Source organism: Naumannella huperziae, assembly GCF_054073625.1.
In genome coordinates this window covers 2,800,094-2,818,728 of record NZ_JBSXPH010000001.1, presented here as the reverse complement: position 1 = coordinate 2,818,728, position 18,635 = coordinate 2,800,094, and the positions used below count along the sequence as shown (strand labels likewise).

Sequence of the window (18,635 nt, the reverse complement as noted above, 5' to 3'; positions counted from 1 at the left end):
GTCGTACTGTGTTCGTGCGAACCGAACGGAGTTCGACCAACACGATCGAGAGAAGCCCCGATGGCCACCTCACTCACCGAACCCGTACCCGCACCCGAGATCGCGCCGGACGGCAGCGGCGTGCTGCGGAAGAACTGGCTGGTGCTGACCGCGATGATGCTCGCGCTCGTCACCGTGATGATGGACAACAGCATCCTGAACGTCGCTCTGCCGACCATCGCCCGGGACCTGGGCGCCTCGGCGGGCGACCTGCAGTGGATCGTCTCGGCGTACTCGGTCACCTTCGGCGGCCTGCTACTGACCACTGGCAACCTCAGCGACCGGATCGGGCGCCGCAAGGTGATGTTGGCCGGTCTGGCGCTGATGGCCGTCGCCTCGTTGGCGATCCTCGTCGCCGGTGGCACCGTCCCGGGCGTGATCGCGGTTCGCGCGCTCGTCGGGGTGGGCGCGGCGCTCGTGATGCCGAGTACGCTCTCGTTGCTCTTCGCCACCTTCACCGGTCCGGCGCGCGGCAGTGTGATGGGGGTCTTCAGCATCGCCGCTATGGCGGGATTCACGATCGGCCCGGTGCTCGGCGGCCTGCTGCTCAGCCAGTTGCACTGGAACTGGCTGTTCCTGCTCAACATCCCGGTCGCCCTGATCGCGATCCCGGTCCTGCTCAGGGCCGTGCCGGAGTCCACCGACGGCACCGCCGAGCCCGCCGATCTGATCGGTGCCGTGACCTCGGTGTTCACCATGGGGGGACTGATCTATGCCCTGGGCAGCGGCCCCGAGAACGGCTGGCTGAGCGTACCGACACTCGCCGCCGCGGCCATCGCGCTGCTCGCCGGCATCGCCTTCATCGCGCGGCAGCTCCGCGCGGCGCACCCGATGCTCGACGTCTCACTGCTCACCCGGCGGGCGTTCGCCCTGCCGGCGCTGGTCGAGGCGATGGTCTTCTTCATGATGATGGCCACGATGTTCATCACCACCCAGTTGCTGCAACTGGTGTTCGGCTACTCGGCCGTGATCGCCGGACTGATGACCCTCCCGTCGGTGGTGCTGATGCTCGCCACCAACGGCCTGATCACCCGGCTGACGACCGCGCTCGGCGACCGGCGGGCGACCGCGCTCGGGCTCGCGCTCGGTGCGGTCGGCTTCGGCACCGCGGCGCTGGGCGTCTCCCAGGTCGCCCTGTTGATCGGCGGCATCGCGCTGTCCGGCGTGGGCAACCGGATGGCGATGACCAGCGCGGCGCTGCGGGTGATCGACGCGCTGCCGCCCGAGCGGGCCGGGATGGGGTCGGCGCTCAACGACACCTTCCAGGAGGTCGGCAGCGCGCTCGGGATCGGCGTGCTCGGCGCAGTGCTCAGCCAGCTCTACCGGCTGGGGCTGCCGCCCGGCGTCACCGCCTCGCTCGCCGAGGCCGTGAGCAGCGGCAGCCCGGCGCTCGCGCAGGTGGCCCAGTTGGCCTTCAGCCACGCGGCGCAGTTGACCATCGGTGCGGGTGTCGGCGCGCTGCTGGTCACCGCCGTGGTCTGCCTGTTCGCCTTCCTGCGGCAGGCGGCGATGCCGGCGAAATGATCGGTCCCGCGCCGATCTTGGTGCGTTCGCGCACACTGGTTGCCGATGGAGATCGTGAGCGAGATCTGGCGGCGGGCGACGCAACGGCAGCCGGTGCCCGAGCCGGCCGAGGTGTTGATCAGCGCCCTGGTCGCGCTCGGCCTGGTCGTGATCGCCTGGCCGCTCGTGCGGATGTTGACCACCGTCGTGCACGAGGCGGGCCATGCCGTGGTCGCGACGCTGGCCGGCCGCTCGCTGGAGGGAATCCGGCTGCACACCGACACCTCGGGGCTCACCGTCTCCCGGGGCCGGCCGACCGGCCCGGGGATGGTACTCACCTTCGCGGCGGGCTATCCGGCGCCGGCGATCTTCGGGCTGGGAGCGGCCTGGCTGTTGGGTCAGGGGTACGCCGTGGGTCTGCTCTGGGCCAGCCTGGTGCTGCTCGCGCTCCTGCTGCTCAAGATCAGGAACTTCTACGGTCTGCTGGTGCTGCTCGCGCTCGGCGGCGCGATCGCGGCCGCGTCGTGGTACCTCGCCCCGGCCCGACAGTCCATGATCGCGTTCACCGCGACCTGGCTGCTGCTGCTGTCCGCGCCGCGGGCCGCCCTGGAGCTGCTGGTCCACCCGAGCCGCACCTCCGATGCCGGCCAGCTCGCCCGGTTGACGCGGCTGCCGGCCACCTTCTGGGTGCTGATCTTCCTCGGCATCTGTCTTGCCTGCCTGGTCGGCGGCCTCGCTCTGCTGTTGCCGCAGGTGCTCGCCGCGGCCGGGCTGTGACGGCGCGGATGCGCGCTCAGGCCCGCGCGCGGTGTCGGCGTACCGCCTCCCGGGTGCCGCAGCGTTGGCAGCAGAATCGCTGGGTGCCGTTGCGGGAGGTGTCGGCATAGGCCCGCCGGCAGTCGGGGGCGGCGCAGCGGCCCAGCCGGTCCATCCCGCGCTCGGTCAGGTGCAGGGCGGTCCCCACGGTGATCATGGTCGCCAGCAGCCTGGCCAGGCCGACCCGCTCGGGGCGGTAGTGCAGATGCCAGGTGCCGGTGTGGTCGGTCAGCCGCGGGTGTTCGGCGTAGCGGGCGAGCAGCCGGTTCAGCCGCCGCGCGCGGGCGCGGTCGTCGGGCGCGTCGACGACCGTCAGCCAGGCGTCCAGCAGTTCGTCGAGCTGACGCACGTCGGCGGGGCGGGGTGGCAGACCGCCGACCACGTCCTCGTCGTCGCAGATCTCCTGCAACTCGGCGGGTGTGCGAGGCCGCTCGTCGGCCAGTCGGGCGGCCAGGCGTACCGGCTCCGCACCGTAAGGGTTGATCAACACTTAGTCATTACAGCATGATCGGCCCGTGCTCGACGAGATACCGCTGGTCACCCTGCTCGCCCTGATCGGCGTCGCGTTCGTCGCGGGATGGGTCGACTCCGTGGTCGGCGGTGGGGGACTGATCCAGCTCCCGTCGTTGCTGCTCGCCCTTCCGGCGGACACGCCCCCGCCGAGCATCCTCGGCACGAACAAGATCAGCTCGGCGGCCGGCACGCTGGTCGCCACGCTGACCTACGTGACCAGGGTCACCGTGCACTGGTCGACCGTGCTGCCGCTGGTGGTCGGGGCCTATGCGGGGTCGACCGCCGGGTCCTGGCTTGCCCAGTTCCTGCCCCGCGCGCTGTTCACCCCGATCGTGCTCGCCGCGCTGATCGGGGTCGGCTGGTACACGTGGCGCCGCCCGGCGCTCGGCCGCGAGTCGCGGGTCGGCACCCGCGACGCGCGCCACCACGCGAAGGCGGCGGCGATCGGGCTGGTCGTCGGCGGCTACGACGGAATCCTCGGCCCCGGAACCGGGTCGTTCTTCGTGATCGGGCTGGTCGCGGTGCTCGGCTACGGCTTCCTGGAGGCCACCGCGAAGGCCAAGATCGCCAATCTGACGACGAACATCGCCTCCATCCTGGTCTTCGGACTGAACGGCTACCTGCTCGTCGGCCTCGGCCTGTGCATGGCGGCGGCGAATCTCACCGGCGGGCTGATCGGCGCCCGGATGGCCGTCCGACACGGGAACGGGTTCGTCCGGGTGGTCTTCCTGGTGGTCATCGGCGCCCTGATCGCCAAGCTCGGGGCCGATCTGGTCATCGAGCTGATCGGACACCTCGGGCGGTGACGCCGTTTCCGCAGAGGTGTGCTGGGTCAGCGGCCGAACTCGGCATCCGCCCCGGCATCTCGGCGGCGGTTGCGCTGCCAGATGGTGAACGCGACGACGGTGCCGATCGCGAGCACGATGGTCGCGACGATGCTGCCTTCGAACCCGAATCCGCCGCCGGTGAGCAGCTCGCTCGCCCCGGGGGCGGGGTCGAAGGAGAGGACGGATGTCGAGATCTCCATGTTCGACACGTTCGCTCCCCACAGGTTGCCCTGACCCCAGTTCCACAGCGCATGGAACGCGCACACGCCCCACAGACCGCCTTCGGCCAACGACCAGCACCCGAGGAACAGTGCGACAAGGGCGAGATTGATCACCGGCACGAGCGTCATGCCCCCGTTCGCGCCGTGGAGCAGGGTGAACCAGATCGTCTGAATCGCGAAGGCGGCGATGACCCCCCACTTCCATGCGACCGCCTGGACAAGGTAGCCGCGCGCGTAGAGCTCTTCGGTGCTGCCCTGGACTCCGAAGCCGAGCAGCAGGACGGCGGCCGGTCCCACGGCCGACCAGTCCGGGGAGCCGATGCTCGCGCTGCCGAGGGCCGCGTTGACGAGCGCCACGACGGAGATCATGGCGATCCCGATCAGAGCGCCGCGGCCGATCTTCATCATCGCCCCGGGACGGGCGAATCCGAGCGTGCTGATGCGCCGACCCTCCTTCCACCGCACCCACGCGAAGATCAGGATCGCGCCGACGGCGAAGCTGCCGGTCAGGATCGCCTGCTTGGCGAAGGTCATCTGCGTGCCCTGGTCGTCGAGAGAGACGAACGGCAGGGCCGAGGCCTGCGCGAGCAGGAAGATGACGCTGACGACGACGATGCCGAGGATCGGCCCGGTGGGTCGACGGGCGGCGCGCATGGCCTCCGGGAACGGGAGCTGGTCGAGGGACTGCTGCTGCGATGTGCCCATGGCGGTCTCCTGGAGTGTGCTCGCCAGCGACCAGAGGCGGGCCGCGGCCGCCGGGGTGGCACCTCACGTTTCCACAGCGGACCGGCCGGGTCAACGGTCGATCGCCTCGACGCCTGCCCGGCGTGGACTGGCCGGAAGTAGCCACCGCATTCTCCTGACGTGACGCGCCCGCTGCGGTAGGAAATAGGGATCGAACCCGTCCACGCGCGGACCCGGGCCTGCCCATCGGCCGGCCCCGGCCGCGCGGATCCGAGGAGATTCCGTGTCCCACAACCGATCTGCAATCCGCTCACGCACCCTCCGGGCGGCGCTGGCCGCCGGCGTCACCGGCGTCGCGCTGGCCGTCGCCCCGATCACCGCGAGTGCCGCGCCGCGCGACATCGGCGGCGCCGGTCTCGGGGACGACTACTTCCCCAACTACGGCAATTCCGGCTACGACGTCAGCAGGTACGCCATCGACGTCAACTACCGCCCGGCCGGCGACCTGCTCACCGGCACCACGACCATCACCGCGAAGGCCACCCAGAACCTGCGGCGCTTCAATCTCGACTTCGCGCTGCCGGTGAGCCGCGTGATGGTCAACGGCAAGGTCGCCCGGTACAACCAGGACGACCCGCACGAGCTGGTCGTGACCCCGAAGAACCGGATCCGCTCGGGCCAGCAGATGACGATCACGGTGGAGTACGCCGGCGTACCTTCCTCGGTTGAGGTCGACGGCATCAACCCGTGGATCAAGACCCCCGATGGTGCGGTGGCGCTCGGGGAGCCCGAGATCTCGGCCTGGTGGTACCCGGCCAATGACCACCCGCAGGACAAGGCGAGGTTCGACGTCACGATCCGGGTGCCGAGCGGTGTCGAGGCGCTGAGCAACGGTCAGCTCGTCTCGCGCACGCTGTCGCCGAAGGGCGACGTGTGGCGCTGGCGCGAGACCAAGCCGATGGCGACCTATCTGGCGTTCATGGCGATCGGGCAGTACAAGGTCACCGAGGGCACGACCAGCAAGGGGCTGCCCTGGATCTATGCCGTGCCGACCGACAACTCGACCACCACCCAGCGGGCCGAGACCGACTTCGCGCGTACCCCGGAGGTGGTGGACTTCTTGTCCAGCCAGTACGGGCCGTACCCGTTCGACGCCGTCGGCGACGTCGCGCCGGCCGCGGACTTCGGTTACGCGCTGGAGACCCAGACCCGGCCGGTCTACACCCGCGGCTTCTGGCGGCGGGGCTCGAACATGGGCGTGGTGGCACACGAGTGGGCCCACCAGTGGTGGGGTGACAGCGTGTCGGTCCAGGAATGGAAGGACATCTGGGTCAACGAGGCCTTCGCCAGCCACGCCGAGTGGCTGTGGAGCGAGGACCAGGGCGAGGGGACCGCGAACCAGTTGCTGCGCGAGTACTACGACGGGTACGCCGCAGACAGCCCGATGTGGCAGGTCTCGATTGCCGATCCGGGCCGGGACAATGTCTTCGACGCCGCGGTCTACGACCGGGGCGCGATGAGCGTCCAGGCGCTCCGCAATCGGATCGGATCGCCGGCCTTCTGGCAGCTCCTGCGTACCTGGCAGGCGGAGAAGAGGTACGGAAACGGCTCGGTCGAGGAGTTCATGGCCCTGGCCGAGAAGCTCAGCGGCGAGGACCTGGACGGCTTCTTCCGCGCCTGGCTCTACGACCAGCGCAAGCCGGCGGCCACCGCGGAGAACGGCCTCGACTTCGGCACGGCCAAGGCGGCGAAGCAGACCAATGCCCAGGGTAAGACCGCCGAGAAGGCCGACCAGCGCACGCTGCAGCGCACCCGCGAGACCCTGGACCACACCCATCGCACGCTCAAGGAGGCCCGCTGAACTCCTGACCGGCGTGGCCCCGGCGGCCGGCTCAGCCGGGCCAGCCGGGCCATGCCGGCAGGGCGGCGCCCCACCCGAGCGCTCGCCCGGTCGCCTCGCGCAGCGCGGCCGTCGCCGACGCGGGTTCCGCGGCTGCCTGCAGCCACTGACCCAGGTACGGCAACGCGCCGGATTCGATCTGCCGGCCGATCTCCTCGGCGCTGCCCTCGGTGCGGTACGCCGGGGCGGCCGCCGGCGCCGCGGCGCCCCGGTCGGCCAGCGCCGCCGTCAGGTCGTCGCGCAATCCGCGGTAGGCCTTGAGCCCCGCGTCGACCGGGTCGGACTCGCCGCGCGGCACCAGCGCGAGCAGCCGCTGATAGCCGAAGATCGCGGCATGGGACTGGGCGACCACCTGCTGCAGGGCGGTGGTGTCGTCGACCGTGACCGCCGGGCCGGTGCCCGGTGCCGGTGATTCGGCGCGGCGGGTGGAGGAACGAAGGGCGCCGGCAGCGCCGGCGGCGTGGGCGGCCAGCGAGCCCCAGACCAGGGCGATCCCGCCGGTCGTCTCGCCCGCCCAACCGGCATAGGCATCGACCGCGGCGCGTTCGGCCTCGATCAGGGTGCGCAACGGATCCCGGCCGGGCCGAGGTGCCGGCGGCTCGGTGCCGGGCGTCGGCTCGGCGGGACGGGCGGCGGGCTCCGGCGAACGCAGCGCCGCGAGCTGTGCTGCATGGTCGCGGACCAACTGGGCGACCAGCGGATGATCATCTTCGGCGGCCCGGGCGGCCGCGAGCAGCCCGGCGGACAACTCGATGCCCTCGGCGAGACGCGGTGGCGGGGTCGGCGTCGGGCTCGGTGGGCGCACCGGTCGCGGTCCGCTCAGCGCCGGGCTGCCCAGCGCCGCGGTGCCGATGGCGATGCCGCCCGCAGCGCCGGCCGCGACGAGGGACCCGAGCGCGAGAAAGGTTCGACGGGTGGTGGCGGACACCTGCCGCAGGCTACCCGAGGCACACCCGGAATCCCGGTCGCAGCCGGGGTATGCTGCGACAAAACTGCTGAGCACAACCGGACCGGAGGACAACGTGAACGAACCCCAACTCGTTGCCGAGATCACTCCGCTCCTGGCGCAGTTCGATCTTGAACTCGATGCCCTCGACGTCCGTCCGGCGGGTCGGCGTACCCTGCTCCGGATCACCGTGGACGGTGACGGTCCGGACGGTCGCGGGCCGAGTCTGGACGACATCGCCGAGGCGACCCGAGCCATCTCGCGCCGGCTGGACGAGTCCAGTGCCGTCGGCAACAACGCGTTCACCCTGGAGGTGTCCTCGCGCGGCGTGAGCGCGCCGCTGGTCCGGCCCGAGCACTGGCGACGCAATCTCGACCGGCTGGTCCGGGTCCGGCCGCGCGCCGGAGCGGACCGCTCGGACGAGCCGATCGAGGGCCGGATCAGCGGCGTCACCGACGACGCCGTCCTGATCAGCGTCGACGGCACGGAGACCCGGATCCCCTTCGAAGACGTCGAGAAGGCGACCGTGCAGGTCGAGCTGAGCAAGAAGCGACCGACCGCCGACGCGGCCGCCGAGGAGGAATGATCATGGACATCGACATGTCCGCGCTGCGCGCAATCGAACGGGACAAGGAGATTCCGCTCGAGGTGTTGGTGACCGCTCTCGAGGACGCGATGCTCAACGCGTACGAGAAGACCGAGAGCCCCGTGCCCGGTGCCCGGGTGGAGCTGGACCGCAAGACCGGCAGCGTCCGCGTCCTGGCCCCTGAGCTGGACGAGGAGGGCAATGCCGTCGGCGAGTACGACGACACCCCGCACGACTTCGGACGGGTCGCCGCGGCCACCGCGCGGCAGGTGATCTTCCAGCGTCTGCGCGATGCCGAGGATGAGCAGAAGTATGGTCACTTCGCCGCCTCCGAGGGCGACACCGTCTCCGGTATCGTCCAGCAGGGCAGGGATTCCCGGACCGTGCTGGTCGACCTCGGCAAGATCGAGGCGATCATGCCGCTGGCCGAGCAGGTGCCCGGCGAGACCTACCGGCACGGCGACCGGATCCGGGTCTTCATCGTGGCGGTACGCAAGGAGCTGCGCGGCCCGCAGGTCGTCGTGTCGCGCACCCATCCGGACCTGGTCAAGCGCCTGTTCAGGATGGAGGTTCCCGAGATCGAGCAGGGCGTGGTCGAGGTCAAGGCCGTCGCCCGCGAGGCCGGCCACCGGACCAAGATCGCGGTGACCAGCAACAGCCCCGACGTCAGTGCGAAGGGCGCGTGCATCGGACCCATGGGACAACGGGTCCGGGCGGTGATGCACGAGCTGAACGAGGAGAAGATCGACATCATCGACTGGTCCGACGATCCGGCGACGTTCGTCGCGAATGCGCTGTCGCCGGCCAAGGTCAGCTCGGTCCAGATCGTCGACCCGGTCGCCCGGGCGGCCCGGGTGATCGTGCCCGACTACCAGCTCTCGCTGGCGATCGGCCGCGAGGGGCAGAACGCCCGGCTCGCCAACCGGCTGACCGGCTGGCGGATCGACATCCGGCCGGACACCGAGCCCGCGGAGTGAGCGAGGGGCCCGCGCCGACGCGTACCTGCGTGGGCTGCCGGCGGCGGGCACCGCAGGCGGAGCTGTGCCGGCTGGCCGTCGGCGCGGGTGGTGCGATCGCGATCGGGCGTACCCTGCCCGGGCGGGGTGCGTGGCTGCATCCCGATCCCGGCTGCCTCGATCTCGCCCGCCGACGCCGGGCGCTGCCCCGGGCGCTGCGGGTGCCCGCGGACGGCCTGCGCGTCGACTGGGGCGCCCTCGCCGCGCGGCTGGCGCGGCCCGATGCGACAGTTCTGGGTCCGGCCGACTAGGATTGGCGGGTACGCCTCCCGTCGGGAGGTCTTTGTACGAGCCGACAGGGGCCCGGTCGTCCGGGCCTCGTCCGACCAGAAGGTGGGCAATCGCTCATGGACACGCGATGAACACGCACAAGCGATGAACACGCACAACAACTAACTGGTCCAGGCACTCGAAGGCCCGGACCTGAAGGAGAGTAGTGGCCAAGGTCCGCGTCTACGAGTTCGCCAAAGAGCACGGGCTCGAAAGCAAGGAGGTCCTCCAGGTCCTCAAGGACATGGGGGAATTCGTCCGTTCCGCTTCGTCGACGATCGAGGCGCCGGTGGTCCGGCGCCTGAGCGAGAAGCTGGACGGCGGTTCAGCAACGCCGGGCAACGGGGCGCCGTCCGCGCCCGCGCAGAAGAGCGCCCCGGCAAAGAAGGCAGCGCCGCGCCCGACCCCGGGCCCGGCCGCCAAGAAGGCGGCACCCCGGCCGCCCGCACCACAGGCCCCCCAGGAGCCGGCGGCCGAGCCGGACCGCCCGGCAGCGACCGAGTCGGCGCCCCAGGCGCCCTCGGCCGAGTCGGCGCCCCCGGCACCCGCGCGCCCCGGCGGCGCGCCGCGTCCCGGTCCGCGACCGCCGGCCGAGCGGCCGTCACCCGAGCGGCCGTCCGGCGATCGTCCGCCGCGCCCCGGCGCGGGCGAGCGACCCGGACCGCGGTCGCCTCGCCCCGGCTCGACGGGCGGCCTGCCCGGTGCCGGTGGTCCGCGACCCCGGCCGTCGGGCCCGCGACCGGGCAACAACCCGTTCGCCAGCTCCCAGGGCATGGGGCGTACCCCGCGCCGGCCCGAGGGGCGTACCGGCACCGGTGACGCGAGCCGTCCCGGCGGCCCCCGTCCTGGCGGGCCGCGCCCGGGCGGCGTGTCCGGGATGCCCCGGCCGAACCCGGCGATGATGCCCAAGCAGTCCTCGCTCGGCGCGCCCGGCGCGCCGGGGCGCGGGCGTCCCGGCGGCGGCCCCGGCCGCGGCCGCGGCGGTCCGGGCGGTTCTCGTGGTCCCGGCGGCCCGGGAGGTCCCGGCGGCCCGCCGATGGGTCCCGGGCGCGGTCGTGGTGGCCGTGGCGGCACCCAGGGCGCGTTCGGCCGCGGTGGCCAGAAGGGCCGCGGTCGGAAGTCGCGCAAGCAGCGTCGCCAAGAGGTGCACGAGATGGAGGCGCCGACGATCGGTGGCGTCCGCGTCCGCAAGGGCGAGGGGCAGACCGTTCGGCTGCGCCGCGGCGCCTCGCTGACCGACCTCGCCGAGAAGATCGGCGTGGACGCGGCGGCCCTGGTCCAGGTGTTGTTCAACATGGGCGAGATGGTCACCGCGACCCAGTCGGTGAACGACGAGACGCTGCAGGTGCTCGGCACGGAGCTGAACTACGACATCCAGGTGGTCTCGCCCGAGGACGAGGATCGCGAGCTGCTGGAGCGGTTCGACATCGAGTTCGGCGAGGATGCCGGTGGCGAGGAGGACCTGGCGGTCCGGCCGCCGGTCGTCACCGTGATGGGTCACGTCGACCACGGCAAGACCAAGCTGCTGGACGCGCTGCGCAAGTCCAATGTGGTGGCGGGCGAGGCCGGCGGCATCACGCAGGCCATCGGCGCGTACCAGGTCGCGACCGAGGTCGATGATCAGGAGCGCAAGATCACCTTCATCGACACCCCGGGTCACGAGGCGTTCACCGCCATGCGTGCCCGCGGTGCGAAGTCGACCGACATCGCCGTGCTGGTGGTGGCGGCCGACGACGGGGTGATGCCGCAGACCATCGAGGCGCTGAACCACGCCACGGCGGCGGATCTGCCGATCGTGGTCGCGGTGAACAAGATCGACAAGGAGGGCGCCGACCCGTCGAAGGTGCGCGGGCAGCTCACCGAGTACGGGCTGATCCCGGAGGAGTACGGCGGCGAGACGATGTTCGTCGACGTGTCCGCCGTGACCGGCGTGGGGCTCGACAACCTTCTCGAGGCGATCGTGCTGACCGCCGATGCGGCGCTGGAGCTGCGGGCCAATCCGGACATGGAGGCCCAGGGTGTCGCCATCGAGGCGCACCTGGACAAGGGTCGCGGCCCCATCGCCACGGTGCTGGTGCAGCGCGGCACGCTGCGGGTGGGTGACTCGATCGTCTGTGGCCCGGCCTACGGGCGCGTCCGCGCGTTGCTCGATGATCATGGCGACTCCGTCGCGGAGGCGCCGCCGTCGATGCCGGTCCAGGTGTTGGGCCTGACCAGCGTCCCGGGCGCCGGTGACACGATCTTGGTGGTGCCGGACGATCGGACCGCGCGACAGATCGCCGATCAGCGCGAGGCGCGCAAGCGGGCCGCACAGCAGGCGGCGGGCGCGCGTCGGCGTACCCTCGATCAGCTCTTCGAGCAGATGGAGAAGGGCGAGACGTCGGAGCTGCTGCTCATCCTCAAGGGCGACGGCGCCGGTTCGGTCGAGGCCCTGGAGGAGGCGCTGGCCAAGATCGACGTGGGCGAGGAGGTGTCGCTGCGCGTGATCGATCGCGGTGTCGGTGCCATCACCGAGACCAACGTCTCGCTGGCCGCCGCCTCCGGTGCGGTGATCATCGGCTTCAACGTCCGGGCGCAGGGCAAGGCCACCGAGCTGGCGGATCGCGAGAACGTGGACATCCGTTACTACTCGGTGATCTACGACGCGATCAACGAGATCGAGGCGGCCCTGAAGGGCATGCTGAAGCCGATCTATGAGGAGGTGCAACTCGGGACCGCCGAGGTACGCCAGGTGTTCCGCTCCTCCAAGGTCGGCACGATCGCCGGCTGTCTGGTCACCGGCGGCATCATGCGCCGCAACGCGAAGGCGCGGCTGCTCCGCGACGGCGTGGTGGTGGTCGACACCGACATCGCGTCGCTGCGCCGGGAGAAGGACGACGTCACCGAGGTCCGCGAGGGCTACGAATGCGGTCTGACGTTGACCAACTACTCCGACGTCAAGGTCGACGATGTGATCGAGACCTACGAGATGCGGGAGAAGCCGCGGGAGTGATCCACCGGCCGCTCCAGCGTCCTCGGCGCGCGAGCTGATGAAAGCGGGCCCGTCCCTCTCGGGGGCGGGCCCGCTTCGCGTCCCGGCAGCCGCGGGCTGAACCGGCAGCCGCGGGCTGGATCGGCAGGCGCGGGTGTTGCACCGTTCGCGGGTGCCGGTTGGGTTCGCGGATTGGGGTACGCCGTCGCAGGCGCGGGCTGAACCGGCAGGTGCCGGCTGGCTCGGCAGGCTCGGGCTGGGTCGGCAGGTGCGAGCTGGATCGGCAGGCGCGGGTGTTGCACCGTTCGCGGGTGCCGGCTGGGTTCGCGGATGCCGATCGGGCCCGCGGCTGGGGATAGACTGGTCGGCCTGTCCGCGTTCACCCGCACCGCGTCCTCAAGGAGTGATCATGGCGTCGCCGCGCGTCCTCAAGTTGGCAGACCAGATCAAGACGATCGTCGCGCAGTTGCTGGAGCGGCGGATCAAGGATCCCCGGCTGGGCTTCGTGACGATCACCGATGTCTCGCTGACCGGCGACACCCGCGAGGCCACGATCTTCTACACGGTGCTCGGCGACGACGCCGACCATGCCGGGACCGCGGCAGCTCTGGCGTCGGCGACCGGCCTGATCCGCAGCCAGGTCGGCAAGCAGCTCGGGCTGCGACACGCGCCGTCCATCGCCTTCCAGCCCGACGCGGTGCCCGAGGCCGGCCGGCACATCGACGAGTTGCTGGACCGCGCCCGCACCGACGATGCCTCGCTCGCCGAGCGGGCCTCCGGCGCCGCATATGCCGGCGAGTCCGACCCCTACAAGAAGCCGCGCGACGCCGACGATGAATGAGCCGGCGGGCTCGGGGGTGCTCGTCGTCGACAAACCCGCCGGCTGGACCTCCCACCAGGTCGTCGGACGGGTACGCCGACTGCTCGGCACTCGCAAGGTCGGTCACGCCGGCACGCTCGACCCGATGGCGACCGGCGTGCTGCTGGTCGGGGTGAACCGGGCGACCCGCCTGCTCGGCCACCTGATGCTGACCCAGAAGGAGTACACCGCCACGATCCGGCTCGGCATCGGCACGCTCACCGACGACGCCGACGGCGAGCCCACCGCCACCCCCGGCGCCGCGGGGATCGACGCCGATCGCGTCCGCGCCGCACTGCCCGCATTCACCGGCGACATCGACCAGGTGCCGACCGCGGTGTCGGCGATCAAGGTCGACGGCAAGCGCTCCTATGCCCGCGTCCGGGCGGGGGAGAGTGTCGAGCTCGCCCCGCGCCGCGTGCAGGTGGCCGAGTTCGCATTGCTCGACGCCCGCCCGGCCGAGGTCGACGGTCTCGCGGTCGTCGACTGCGACGTGCGGGTCCGCTGTTCGTCGGGCACCTACGTCCGCGCGCTGGCCCGCGACCTCGGCGCGGCGCTCGGCAGCGCGGGGCATCTGACCGCGCTGCGGCGTACCCGCGTCGGCCCGTTCGGTCTCGACCGCGCCGTCGACATCGACACCGACGCAGCGCCGGAGTTGATCAACATGGCCGAGGCCGCCGCCGGCTGTTTCCCCACGGTGCCGGTCGACGCCGACGCCGCCGCCGACATCAGTCACGGCCGGCGCCTCGCGCTGGAACTGAACGGCCCGGCTGCGCTGCTGCACGGCGGCGAACTGCTCGCGATCTACCGCCCCGACGGCGCGAGCGCGCGCCCGGTCGCGGTCTTCGCCGCCGGGTCCTGACCCGTCGCTATGGTGGCGGCGTGGCCCAGCAGAACACGGACGCGCAGCAGCGCGGGCGCCAGGACCCGGACGCGCGGCAGCGCGGGCGCACGGCGGTACTGATCGGCAATTTCGACGGCGTCCATCGCGGCCACCAGGCCCTGCTGCGTGCGGCCCGCGACCAGGCCGACCGGTTGATCGTCGTCACCTTCTGGCCGCACCCGATGTCGGTGGTACGCCCGGACAAGGCGCCCCGGCTGCTCACCGACCTGCCGACCCGGGAGCGGTTGCTGCGTGCGGCCGGCGCGGACGAGGTCGAGGTGGTGGGCTTCGACGATGACACCTCGGAGTGGACGCCCGAGGAGTTCGTCGACCGGGTCCTCCGCCCGCTGCACCCGGACCTGATCATGGTCGGCGAGAACTTCCGGTTCGGCCATCGCGCCGCCGGCGATGTCGGCCGGCTGACCGACCTGTCCCGCGGCGAGTTCGAGGTGACCGGCCTCCCGCTGGCCGATATCGACGGTGAGCCCGTCTCCTCGACCCGGGTCCGGGCAGCGCTGGCCGACGGCGATGTCGAGGCGGCCTCGGAACTGCTCGGCCGCCCCTACTGCTACGACGGCATCGTCGTTCGTGGCCACCAGCGCGGCCGCGAGCTCGGCTTCCCGACCGCCAACCTGCCGGTGCCGGACTGGCGCGCCGCCCCCGCCGACGGGGTCTACGGCGGCTGGGCCCGTCGGCTCGACGTGCCCGACGCGCCGCGCTGGCCCGCGGCGATCTCCGTCGGCACCAATCCCACGTTCGACGATGTCCCCGAGACCGTCGTCGAGGCCTATGTGCTGGATCGCGACGACCTCGAGCTCTACGGCGTACCGCTGCAGGTCGAGTTCGTCGAACGGCTGCGCGGGCAGGTCGCCTTCACCGGAATGGACGATCTGATCGAGCAGATGCACGCCGACGTCCGCCGCTGCCGGGAGCTGCTGAACTGACCCCGGCCGGTCGTCGGTCAGGCCAGCCCCGCGAGCCGGCCGAGCGCCGCGGCCACCGCCCCTACCACGACCACCACGATGAATGGCGCGCGGAGCACCAGCGCGACCGCGGCCGCGCCGAGTGCCAGCAGCCGGGCATCGAGGGACACCTGCTGGCCCGAGGCGATCGTGTTCACCACGACCAACGAGGCGAGCAGGCCGATCGTCATACACCCCGCGATCCGGACGATCAGCGGCCGCTCGAGGAAGCGGGCGGGGATGCAGAAGCCGCTGAGCTTGATCAGGTACGCCGCCGCGCAGCCGGCGATCAGCCACCACCAGCTCATCGCGCCGCGGCCTCCCTCGGGCGGCGCGGGCGTACCACGACGGCGAAGAGTGCCGCGACGGCGGCCGCCACCAGGATCGGTACGCCGCTCGGCAGGAGCGGGATGGCCAGCGCGGTGACCAGGCCGCAGAGCACCGCGATCGCGCACGGCTCGCCGCCGGACAACCGCGGCCACAACAACCCGAGGAAGGCCGCCACGGCGGCCCCGTCCAGACCCCACATCCTCGGGTCGCCGAGCGCATCGCCGGCCACCGCACCGATCAGGGTGCTCGTGTTCCAGAGCAGGTAGATGCCGAGCCCGGCGGTCCAGAACCCGCGGCGTTGTTCGGCCGGGTCGGTCTGGGCGAGCATCGTCGCGGTCGACTCGTCGATGGTCAGGTGCGCCGCGGCGAATCGGCGCCAGCCCGTGGGCCGGAGCGCGGCGTTCACCTGCATGGCGTAGACACCGTTGCGGACGCCGAGCAGGGTGCCGGCCGCAAGGGCCGAGGCGGGCGAGCCGCCGCCGGCGAGCACGCCGATCAGCGCGAACTGCGAGCCGCCGGTGAACATCAGCAGGCTCAGCGCGCAGGTCTGCGCGATGTCCAGTCCGGCGGCCACCCCGAGCGCACCGAACGACACCCCGTAGACGCCGGTCGCGACCGCGATCGAGACCCCTGCACGGATCGCGGGGCTGCGTCGCGCCAGTGCGAGGAGGGACATGTGGTCTACGATGACCGCATGACGCCTGTTCGTCAAGACGAACGAAATGATCGAAATAGCGAACCAAGCGCCGCGGTGTCCCGGATCGCCGCCGCCGTCCGCGCCGAGCGTGCCCGCACCGGGATGAGCCTGTCCGAGCTGGCGCGCCGCGCCGGGGTCGCCAAGTCCACGCTTTCCCAGGTGGAGGCCGGCCAGGGCAATCCCGGGGTGGAGACGATCTGGGCGCTGGCCACCGCGCTCGGCGTACCGTTCTCGGCCCTGATCGATCCGCCCGAGGCGCAGTCGCGGCTGATCCGCGCGGGCGAGGGGGAGGCGACCCGCGCCCAGCACGCCGAGTACGCGGCCGTCGTGTTGTCCCACTGCCCGCCGCAGGTACGCCGCGACCTGTTCCGGATCGACGCCGAGCCAGGACCGCCACGCCGCTCCGCAGCCCATGCGCCCGGCACCGTCGAGCACGTGGTGCTGATCGCCGGCCGCGCGCTGACCGGGGCGGCCGACGAGCCGGTCGAGCTCGGGCCGGGGGACTACCACAGCTACCCCGGCGACGTCCCGCACGTGTTCGACGCGCTCGAACCCGGAACCTCGGCCGTCCTGGTCTCCCAGCAGCGCTGAGGGTTGACCTCAACGGCGGTCGAGGCGCGAGAGTGACGCCATGACGATCAGTTGCCGCACCTGCGCGGTGGAGTACGCCGAACCGCTGCCCGATGTCTGCCCGATCTGCGCCGACGAACGCCAATACGTCCCCGCGACCGGGCAGGCGTGGACCACCGGCGAGGAGCTGCGTGCCGCGGGAACCCGGATCGCCGTCGCCGATCACGGCGGCTACTGGGGGCTGACGGCGGAGCCGCAGGTGGGCATCGGGCAGACCGCGATGCTGGTGCCGACGCCCGACGGTGCGCTGCTGTGGGACCCGCCGGGCTACCTGGACGATGCCTCGATCGCGTTCGCCCGCGAGCACGGAGTGCGCTGGATCGCCGCCAGCCACCCGCACATGTTCGGGGCCCAGCTCGACTGGTCGGCCGCCCTCGGCGATGCGACCGTGCTGGTCAACGCCGCCGACGCCGGCTGGCTCGGCCGGCGCGGGCCCGCGATCGAGGAGTGGTCGGGTGAGCTGCGGCTCGCCGACGAGCTGGTGCTGCGCCAGCTCGGCGGCCACTTCCCGGGCAGCGCGGTGGCGCACTGGGCCGCGGGTCAGGGCGGGGCGGGCGTGCTGTTCGCCGGCGACACCATCGCACCCAATCCCGATCGGCGCACGGTCACGTTCATGCGCAGCTTCCCCAACCGGCTGCCGTTGTCCGCCGCGGTGGTGGAGCGGATCGCCGCGCGCGTGGCCGACCTGCGCTACGACACGATCTGGCACAACTTCGGCGGGGCGGTGAGCGGCGGTGCGGATCGCGCCGTACAGGAATCGGCGCAACGGTACGCCGCCTGGGTGCGCGGCGACCACGACGACCTGACCTGACCGGCTGACCTGACCGGCTGACCTGACCGGCTGACCTGACCGGCCGGCGCGATCAGGGCCGCAGCAGACCCAGGATCTCGTCCAGCTTCTGCCCGTGCTCGCCCAAGATGCGGGTGTGCTCGTCCAGGACGCGGCTGTGTTCGCCCAGGATGCGGGTGTGCTGATCCAGGACGCGGCTGTGTTCGCCCAGGATGCGGGTGTGCTCGTCCTGAACGCGGGCATGCTCACCCAGGATGCGGGTGTGCTCGCCCTGGGTGTCGGCGATCTCGGCGAGCCGCGTCGATTGGCGCTTCTGCGTGGTCGACAGGTCGCCGAGCAGCTCATAGATGCCGTCGACATCGTTCTCGAGCCGGCGTACCCGCGGCTCGACCCCCGGTGAGGTGCTCATGTGTCCAAGCTACGCGACCGCCGATCCCCGTGGTCGGGTTATCCACAGCCGGCGGGCGAGCGCCGGGACCAGCGGCCGGCGTACCCGCCGATTCGCCCCATCCTGCGCGCGCGGGCTATCCTGTGCAGGTTGCCGTCATGACGGCCGCGGACGACCAAGAGCCCTCGCCCACCCGATGTGGACCGCCGCCAGGCGGGAGGGCGCCGCGCAACGGACATCGGAAAGGACGAGTGTCGAATGGACGCCGCCGAGAAGCAGAAGATCATCGACGAGTACGCGAGCAAGCCGGGCGACACGGGTTCTCCCGATGTCCAGATCGCGTTGCTCACCAAGCGGATCTTGCACCTGACCGAGCACCTCAAGCAGCACAAGGGCGATCATCACAGCCGCCGCGGGCTGATGCTGATGGTCGGCCAGCGCCGCGGGTTGCTCAACTACGTGGCGAAGAAGGACATCGAGCACTACCGCTCGCTGATCGCCCGCCTGGGCCTGCGCCGCTGAGTCGCAGTTCGGGTGGGAAGGAGGGAGTGTCGCGCCGGGCCGACCGGGGGACACTCCCTTCTTTGCTAGAAAGGGACAGCGGCAGCGCCGCTCACCCGACAACCGAAGAACAACCGAAGAACTGACAATCCACGAGACCGCGCCGACCGGGAGTCCTGTCCTCGGTAGTGGTCTTCGGGAGCCGCCTGCAGAGCCGTCACCGGCCCGGCGGAGCGCCCGCGGACCTCGATCGAAGACCGGCCTCCCAGCACGCAGCGGCCGACCCCGGGTCGGCCCGCGCGC

20 protein-coding genes are annotated in these 18,635 nt (G+C 71.7%); 14 read left to right on the top strand and 6 right to left on the bottom strand.

Going from position 1 to position 18,635, the window contains the following annotated elements; all coding sequences use genetic code 11:
• Positions 1-60 precede the first annotated feature (60 nt).
• The gene (locus ACXDC7_RS13435) at positions 61-1,563 is read left to right on the top strand and encodes an MFS transporter (protein WP_459222422.1); all 1,503 of its coding nucleotides are present in this window, start codon (positions 61-63) and stop codon (positions 1,561-1,563) included.
• 45 nt (positions 1,564-1,608) lie between these two features.
• Complete coding sequence (locus ACXDC7_RS13430; RefSeq protein WP_179445957.1) at positions 1,609-2,319, top strand: M50 family metallopeptidase; 711 nt, start codon at positions 1,609-1,611, stop codon at positions 2,317-2,319.
• Positions 2,320-2,335: 16 nt separating this feature from the next.
• Here ACXDC7_RS13430 and ACXDC7_RS13425 read toward each other — a convergent pair whose 3' ends face one another.
• Positions 2,336-2,848, bottom strand: a complete 513-nt coding sequence (locus ACXDC7_RS13425) for a CGNR zinc finger domain-containing protein (protein ID WP_459222421.1) — start codon at positions 2,846-2,848, stop codon at positions 2,336-2,338.
• A 25-nt stretch (positions 2,849-2,873) separates the two neighbouring features.
• On the opposite strand from ACXDC7_RS13425, the gene ACXDC7_RS13420 reads away from it, so the two are divergent.
• The gene (locus ACXDC7_RS13420; RefSeq protein WP_459222420.1) at positions 2,874-3,677 is read left to right on the top strand and encodes a sulfite exporter TauE/SafE family protein; all 804 of its coding nucleotides are present in this window, start codon (positions 2,874-2,876) and stop codon (positions 3,675-3,677) included.
• Positions 3,678-3,703: 26 nt separating this feature from the next.
• On the opposite strand, the gene ACXDC7_RS13415 is transcribed toward ACXDC7_RS13420, so the two are convergent.
• Positions 3,704-4,624 (bottom strand): CPBP family intramembrane glutamic endopeptidase, encoded by a 921-nt coding sequence (locus ACXDC7_RS13415; protein WP_459222419.1) that lies wholly within the window; start codon positions 4,622-4,624, stop codon positions 3,704-3,706.
• Positions 4,625-4,886: 262 nt separating this feature from the next.
• Here ACXDC7_RS13415 and ACXDC7_RS13410 point away from each other — a divergent pair, with 262 nt between their 5' ends.
• Positions 4,887-6,464: a M1 family metallopeptidase gene (locus ACXDC7_RS13410; protein ID WP_459222418.1), complete on the top strand. Its 1,578-nt coding sequence runs from the start codon at positions 4,887-4,889 to the stop codon at positions 6,462-6,464.
• Positions 6,465-6,495: 31 nt separating this feature from the next.
• Here ACXDC7_RS13410 and ACXDC7_RS13405 read toward each other — a convergent pair whose 3' ends face one another.
• Complete coding sequence (locus ACXDC7_RS13405; RefSeq protein WP_459222417.1) at positions 6,496-7,431, bottom strand: DUF4439 domain-containing protein; 936 nt, start codon at positions 7,429-7,431, stop codon at positions 6,496-6,498.
• A 94-nt stretch (positions 7,432-7,525) separates the two neighbouring features.
• On the opposite strand from ACXDC7_RS13405, the gene rimP reads away from it, so the two are divergent.
• The 7 genes from rimP (at position 7,526) to ACXDC7_RS13370 (ending at position 14,978) form a co-directional block, all read left to right on the top strand.
• Positions 7,526-8,035 carry a ribosome maturation factor RimP gene (rimP, locus tag ACXDC7_RS13400; protein ID WP_459222416.1) on the top strand — a complete coding sequence of 170 codons (510 nt, stop codon included), beginning with the start codon at positions 7,526-7,528 and terminating at the stop codon, positions 8,033-8,035.
• Positions 8,036-8,037: 2 nt separating this feature from the next.
• Entirely contained in the window at positions 8,038-9,012 is a 975-nt protein-coding gene (gene nusA / locus ACXDC7_RS13395; protein ID WP_459222415.1) for a transcription termination factor NusA, read from the top strand.
• Positions 9,009-9,302 carry a YlxR family protein gene (locus tag ACXDC7_RS13390; RefSeq protein ID WP_459222414.1) on the top strand — a complete coding sequence of 98 codons (294 nt, stop codon included), beginning with the start codon at positions 9,009-9,011 and terminating at the stop codon, positions 9,300-9,302. The genes nusA and ACXDC7_RS13390 overlap by 4 nt, the downstream gene beginning before the upstream one ends.
• A gap of 185 nt (positions 9,303-9,487) precedes the next feature.
• Positions 9,488-12,313 carry a translation initiation factor IF-2 gene (gene infB / locus ACXDC7_RS13385; protein WP_459222413.1) on the top strand — a complete coding sequence of 942 codons (2,826 nt, stop codon included), beginning with the start codon at positions 9,488-9,490 and terminating at the stop codon, positions 12,311-12,313.
• Between the two features lie 388 nt (positions 12,314-12,701).
• Complete coding sequence (gene rbfA / locus ACXDC7_RS13380) at positions 12,702-13,133, top strand: 30S ribosome-binding factor RbfA (RefSeq protein WP_179445966.1); 432 nt, start codon at positions 12,702-12,704, stop codon at positions 13,131-13,133.
• Complete coding sequence (truB, locus tag ACXDC7_RS13375; protein ID WP_459222412.1) at positions 13,126-14,013, top strand: tRNA pseudouridine(55) synthase TruB; 888 nt, start codon at positions 13,126-13,128, stop codon at positions 14,011-14,013. Before rbfA ends, truB begins: the two co-directional genes overlap by 8 nt.
• Positions 14,014-14,033: 20 nt before the next feature.
• Complete coding sequence (locus ACXDC7_RS13370; RefSeq protein ID WP_179445968.1) at positions 14,034-14,978, top strand: bifunctional riboflavin kinase/FAD synthetase; 945 nt, start codon at positions 14,034-14,036, stop codon at positions 14,976-14,978.
• Positions 14,979-14,995: 17 nt separating this feature from the next.
• Here ACXDC7_RS13370 and ACXDC7_RS13365 read toward each other — a convergent pair whose 3' ends face one another.
• On the bottom strand, positions 14,996-15,304 hold the full coding sequence (locus tag ACXDC7_RS13365; RefSeq protein WP_179445969.1) for an AzlD domain-containing protein: 309 nt from the start codon (positions 15,302-15,304) through the stop codon (positions 14,996-14,998).
• Complete coding sequence (locus tag ACXDC7_RS13360) at positions 15,301-16,002, bottom strand: AzlC family ABC transporter permease (protein ID WP_459222411.1); 702 nt, start codon at positions 16,000-16,002, stop codon at positions 15,301-15,303. Before ACXDC7_RS13360 ends, ACXDC7_RS13365 begins: the two co-directional genes overlap by 4 nt.
• A gap of 75 nt (positions 16,003-16,077) precedes the next feature.
• On the opposite strand from ACXDC7_RS13360, the gene ACXDC7_RS13355 reads away from it, so the two are divergent.
• Positions 16,078-16,614, top strand: a complete 537-nt coding sequence (locus ACXDC7_RS13355) for a helix-turn-helix domain-containing protein (RefSeq protein ID WP_459222410.1) — start codon at positions 16,078-16,080, stop codon at positions 16,612-16,614.
• A gap of 40 nt (positions 16,615-16,654) precedes the next feature.
• Positions 16,655-17,464 carry a hydrolase gene (locus tag ACXDC7_RS13350; protein ID WP_459222409.1) on the top strand — a complete coding sequence of 270 codons (810 nt, stop codon included), beginning with the start codon at positions 16,655-16,657 and terminating at the stop codon, positions 17,462-17,464.
• 52 nt (positions 17,465-17,516) lie between these two features.
• Here the strand turns inward: ACXDC7_RS13350 and ACXDC7_RS13345 are convergent, their stop codons facing one another.
• Positions 17,517-17,852 carry a hypothetical protein gene (locus ACXDC7_RS13345; RefSeq protein WP_459222408.1) on the bottom strand — a complete coding sequence of 112 codons (336 nt, stop codon included), beginning with the start codon at positions 17,850-17,852 and terminating at the stop codon, positions 17,517-17,519.
• Between the two features lie 237 nt (positions 17,853-18,089).
• On the opposite strand from ACXDC7_RS13345, the gene rpsO reads away from it, so the two are divergent.
• Positions 18,090-18,353, top strand: coding sequence for a 30S ribosomal protein S15 (gene rpsO, locus ACXDC7_RS13340; RefSeq protein WP_459222407.1), 264 nt, complete (start codon positions 18,090-18,092; stop codon positions 18,351-18,353).
• Positions 18,354-18,635: the final 282 nt, after the last annotated feature.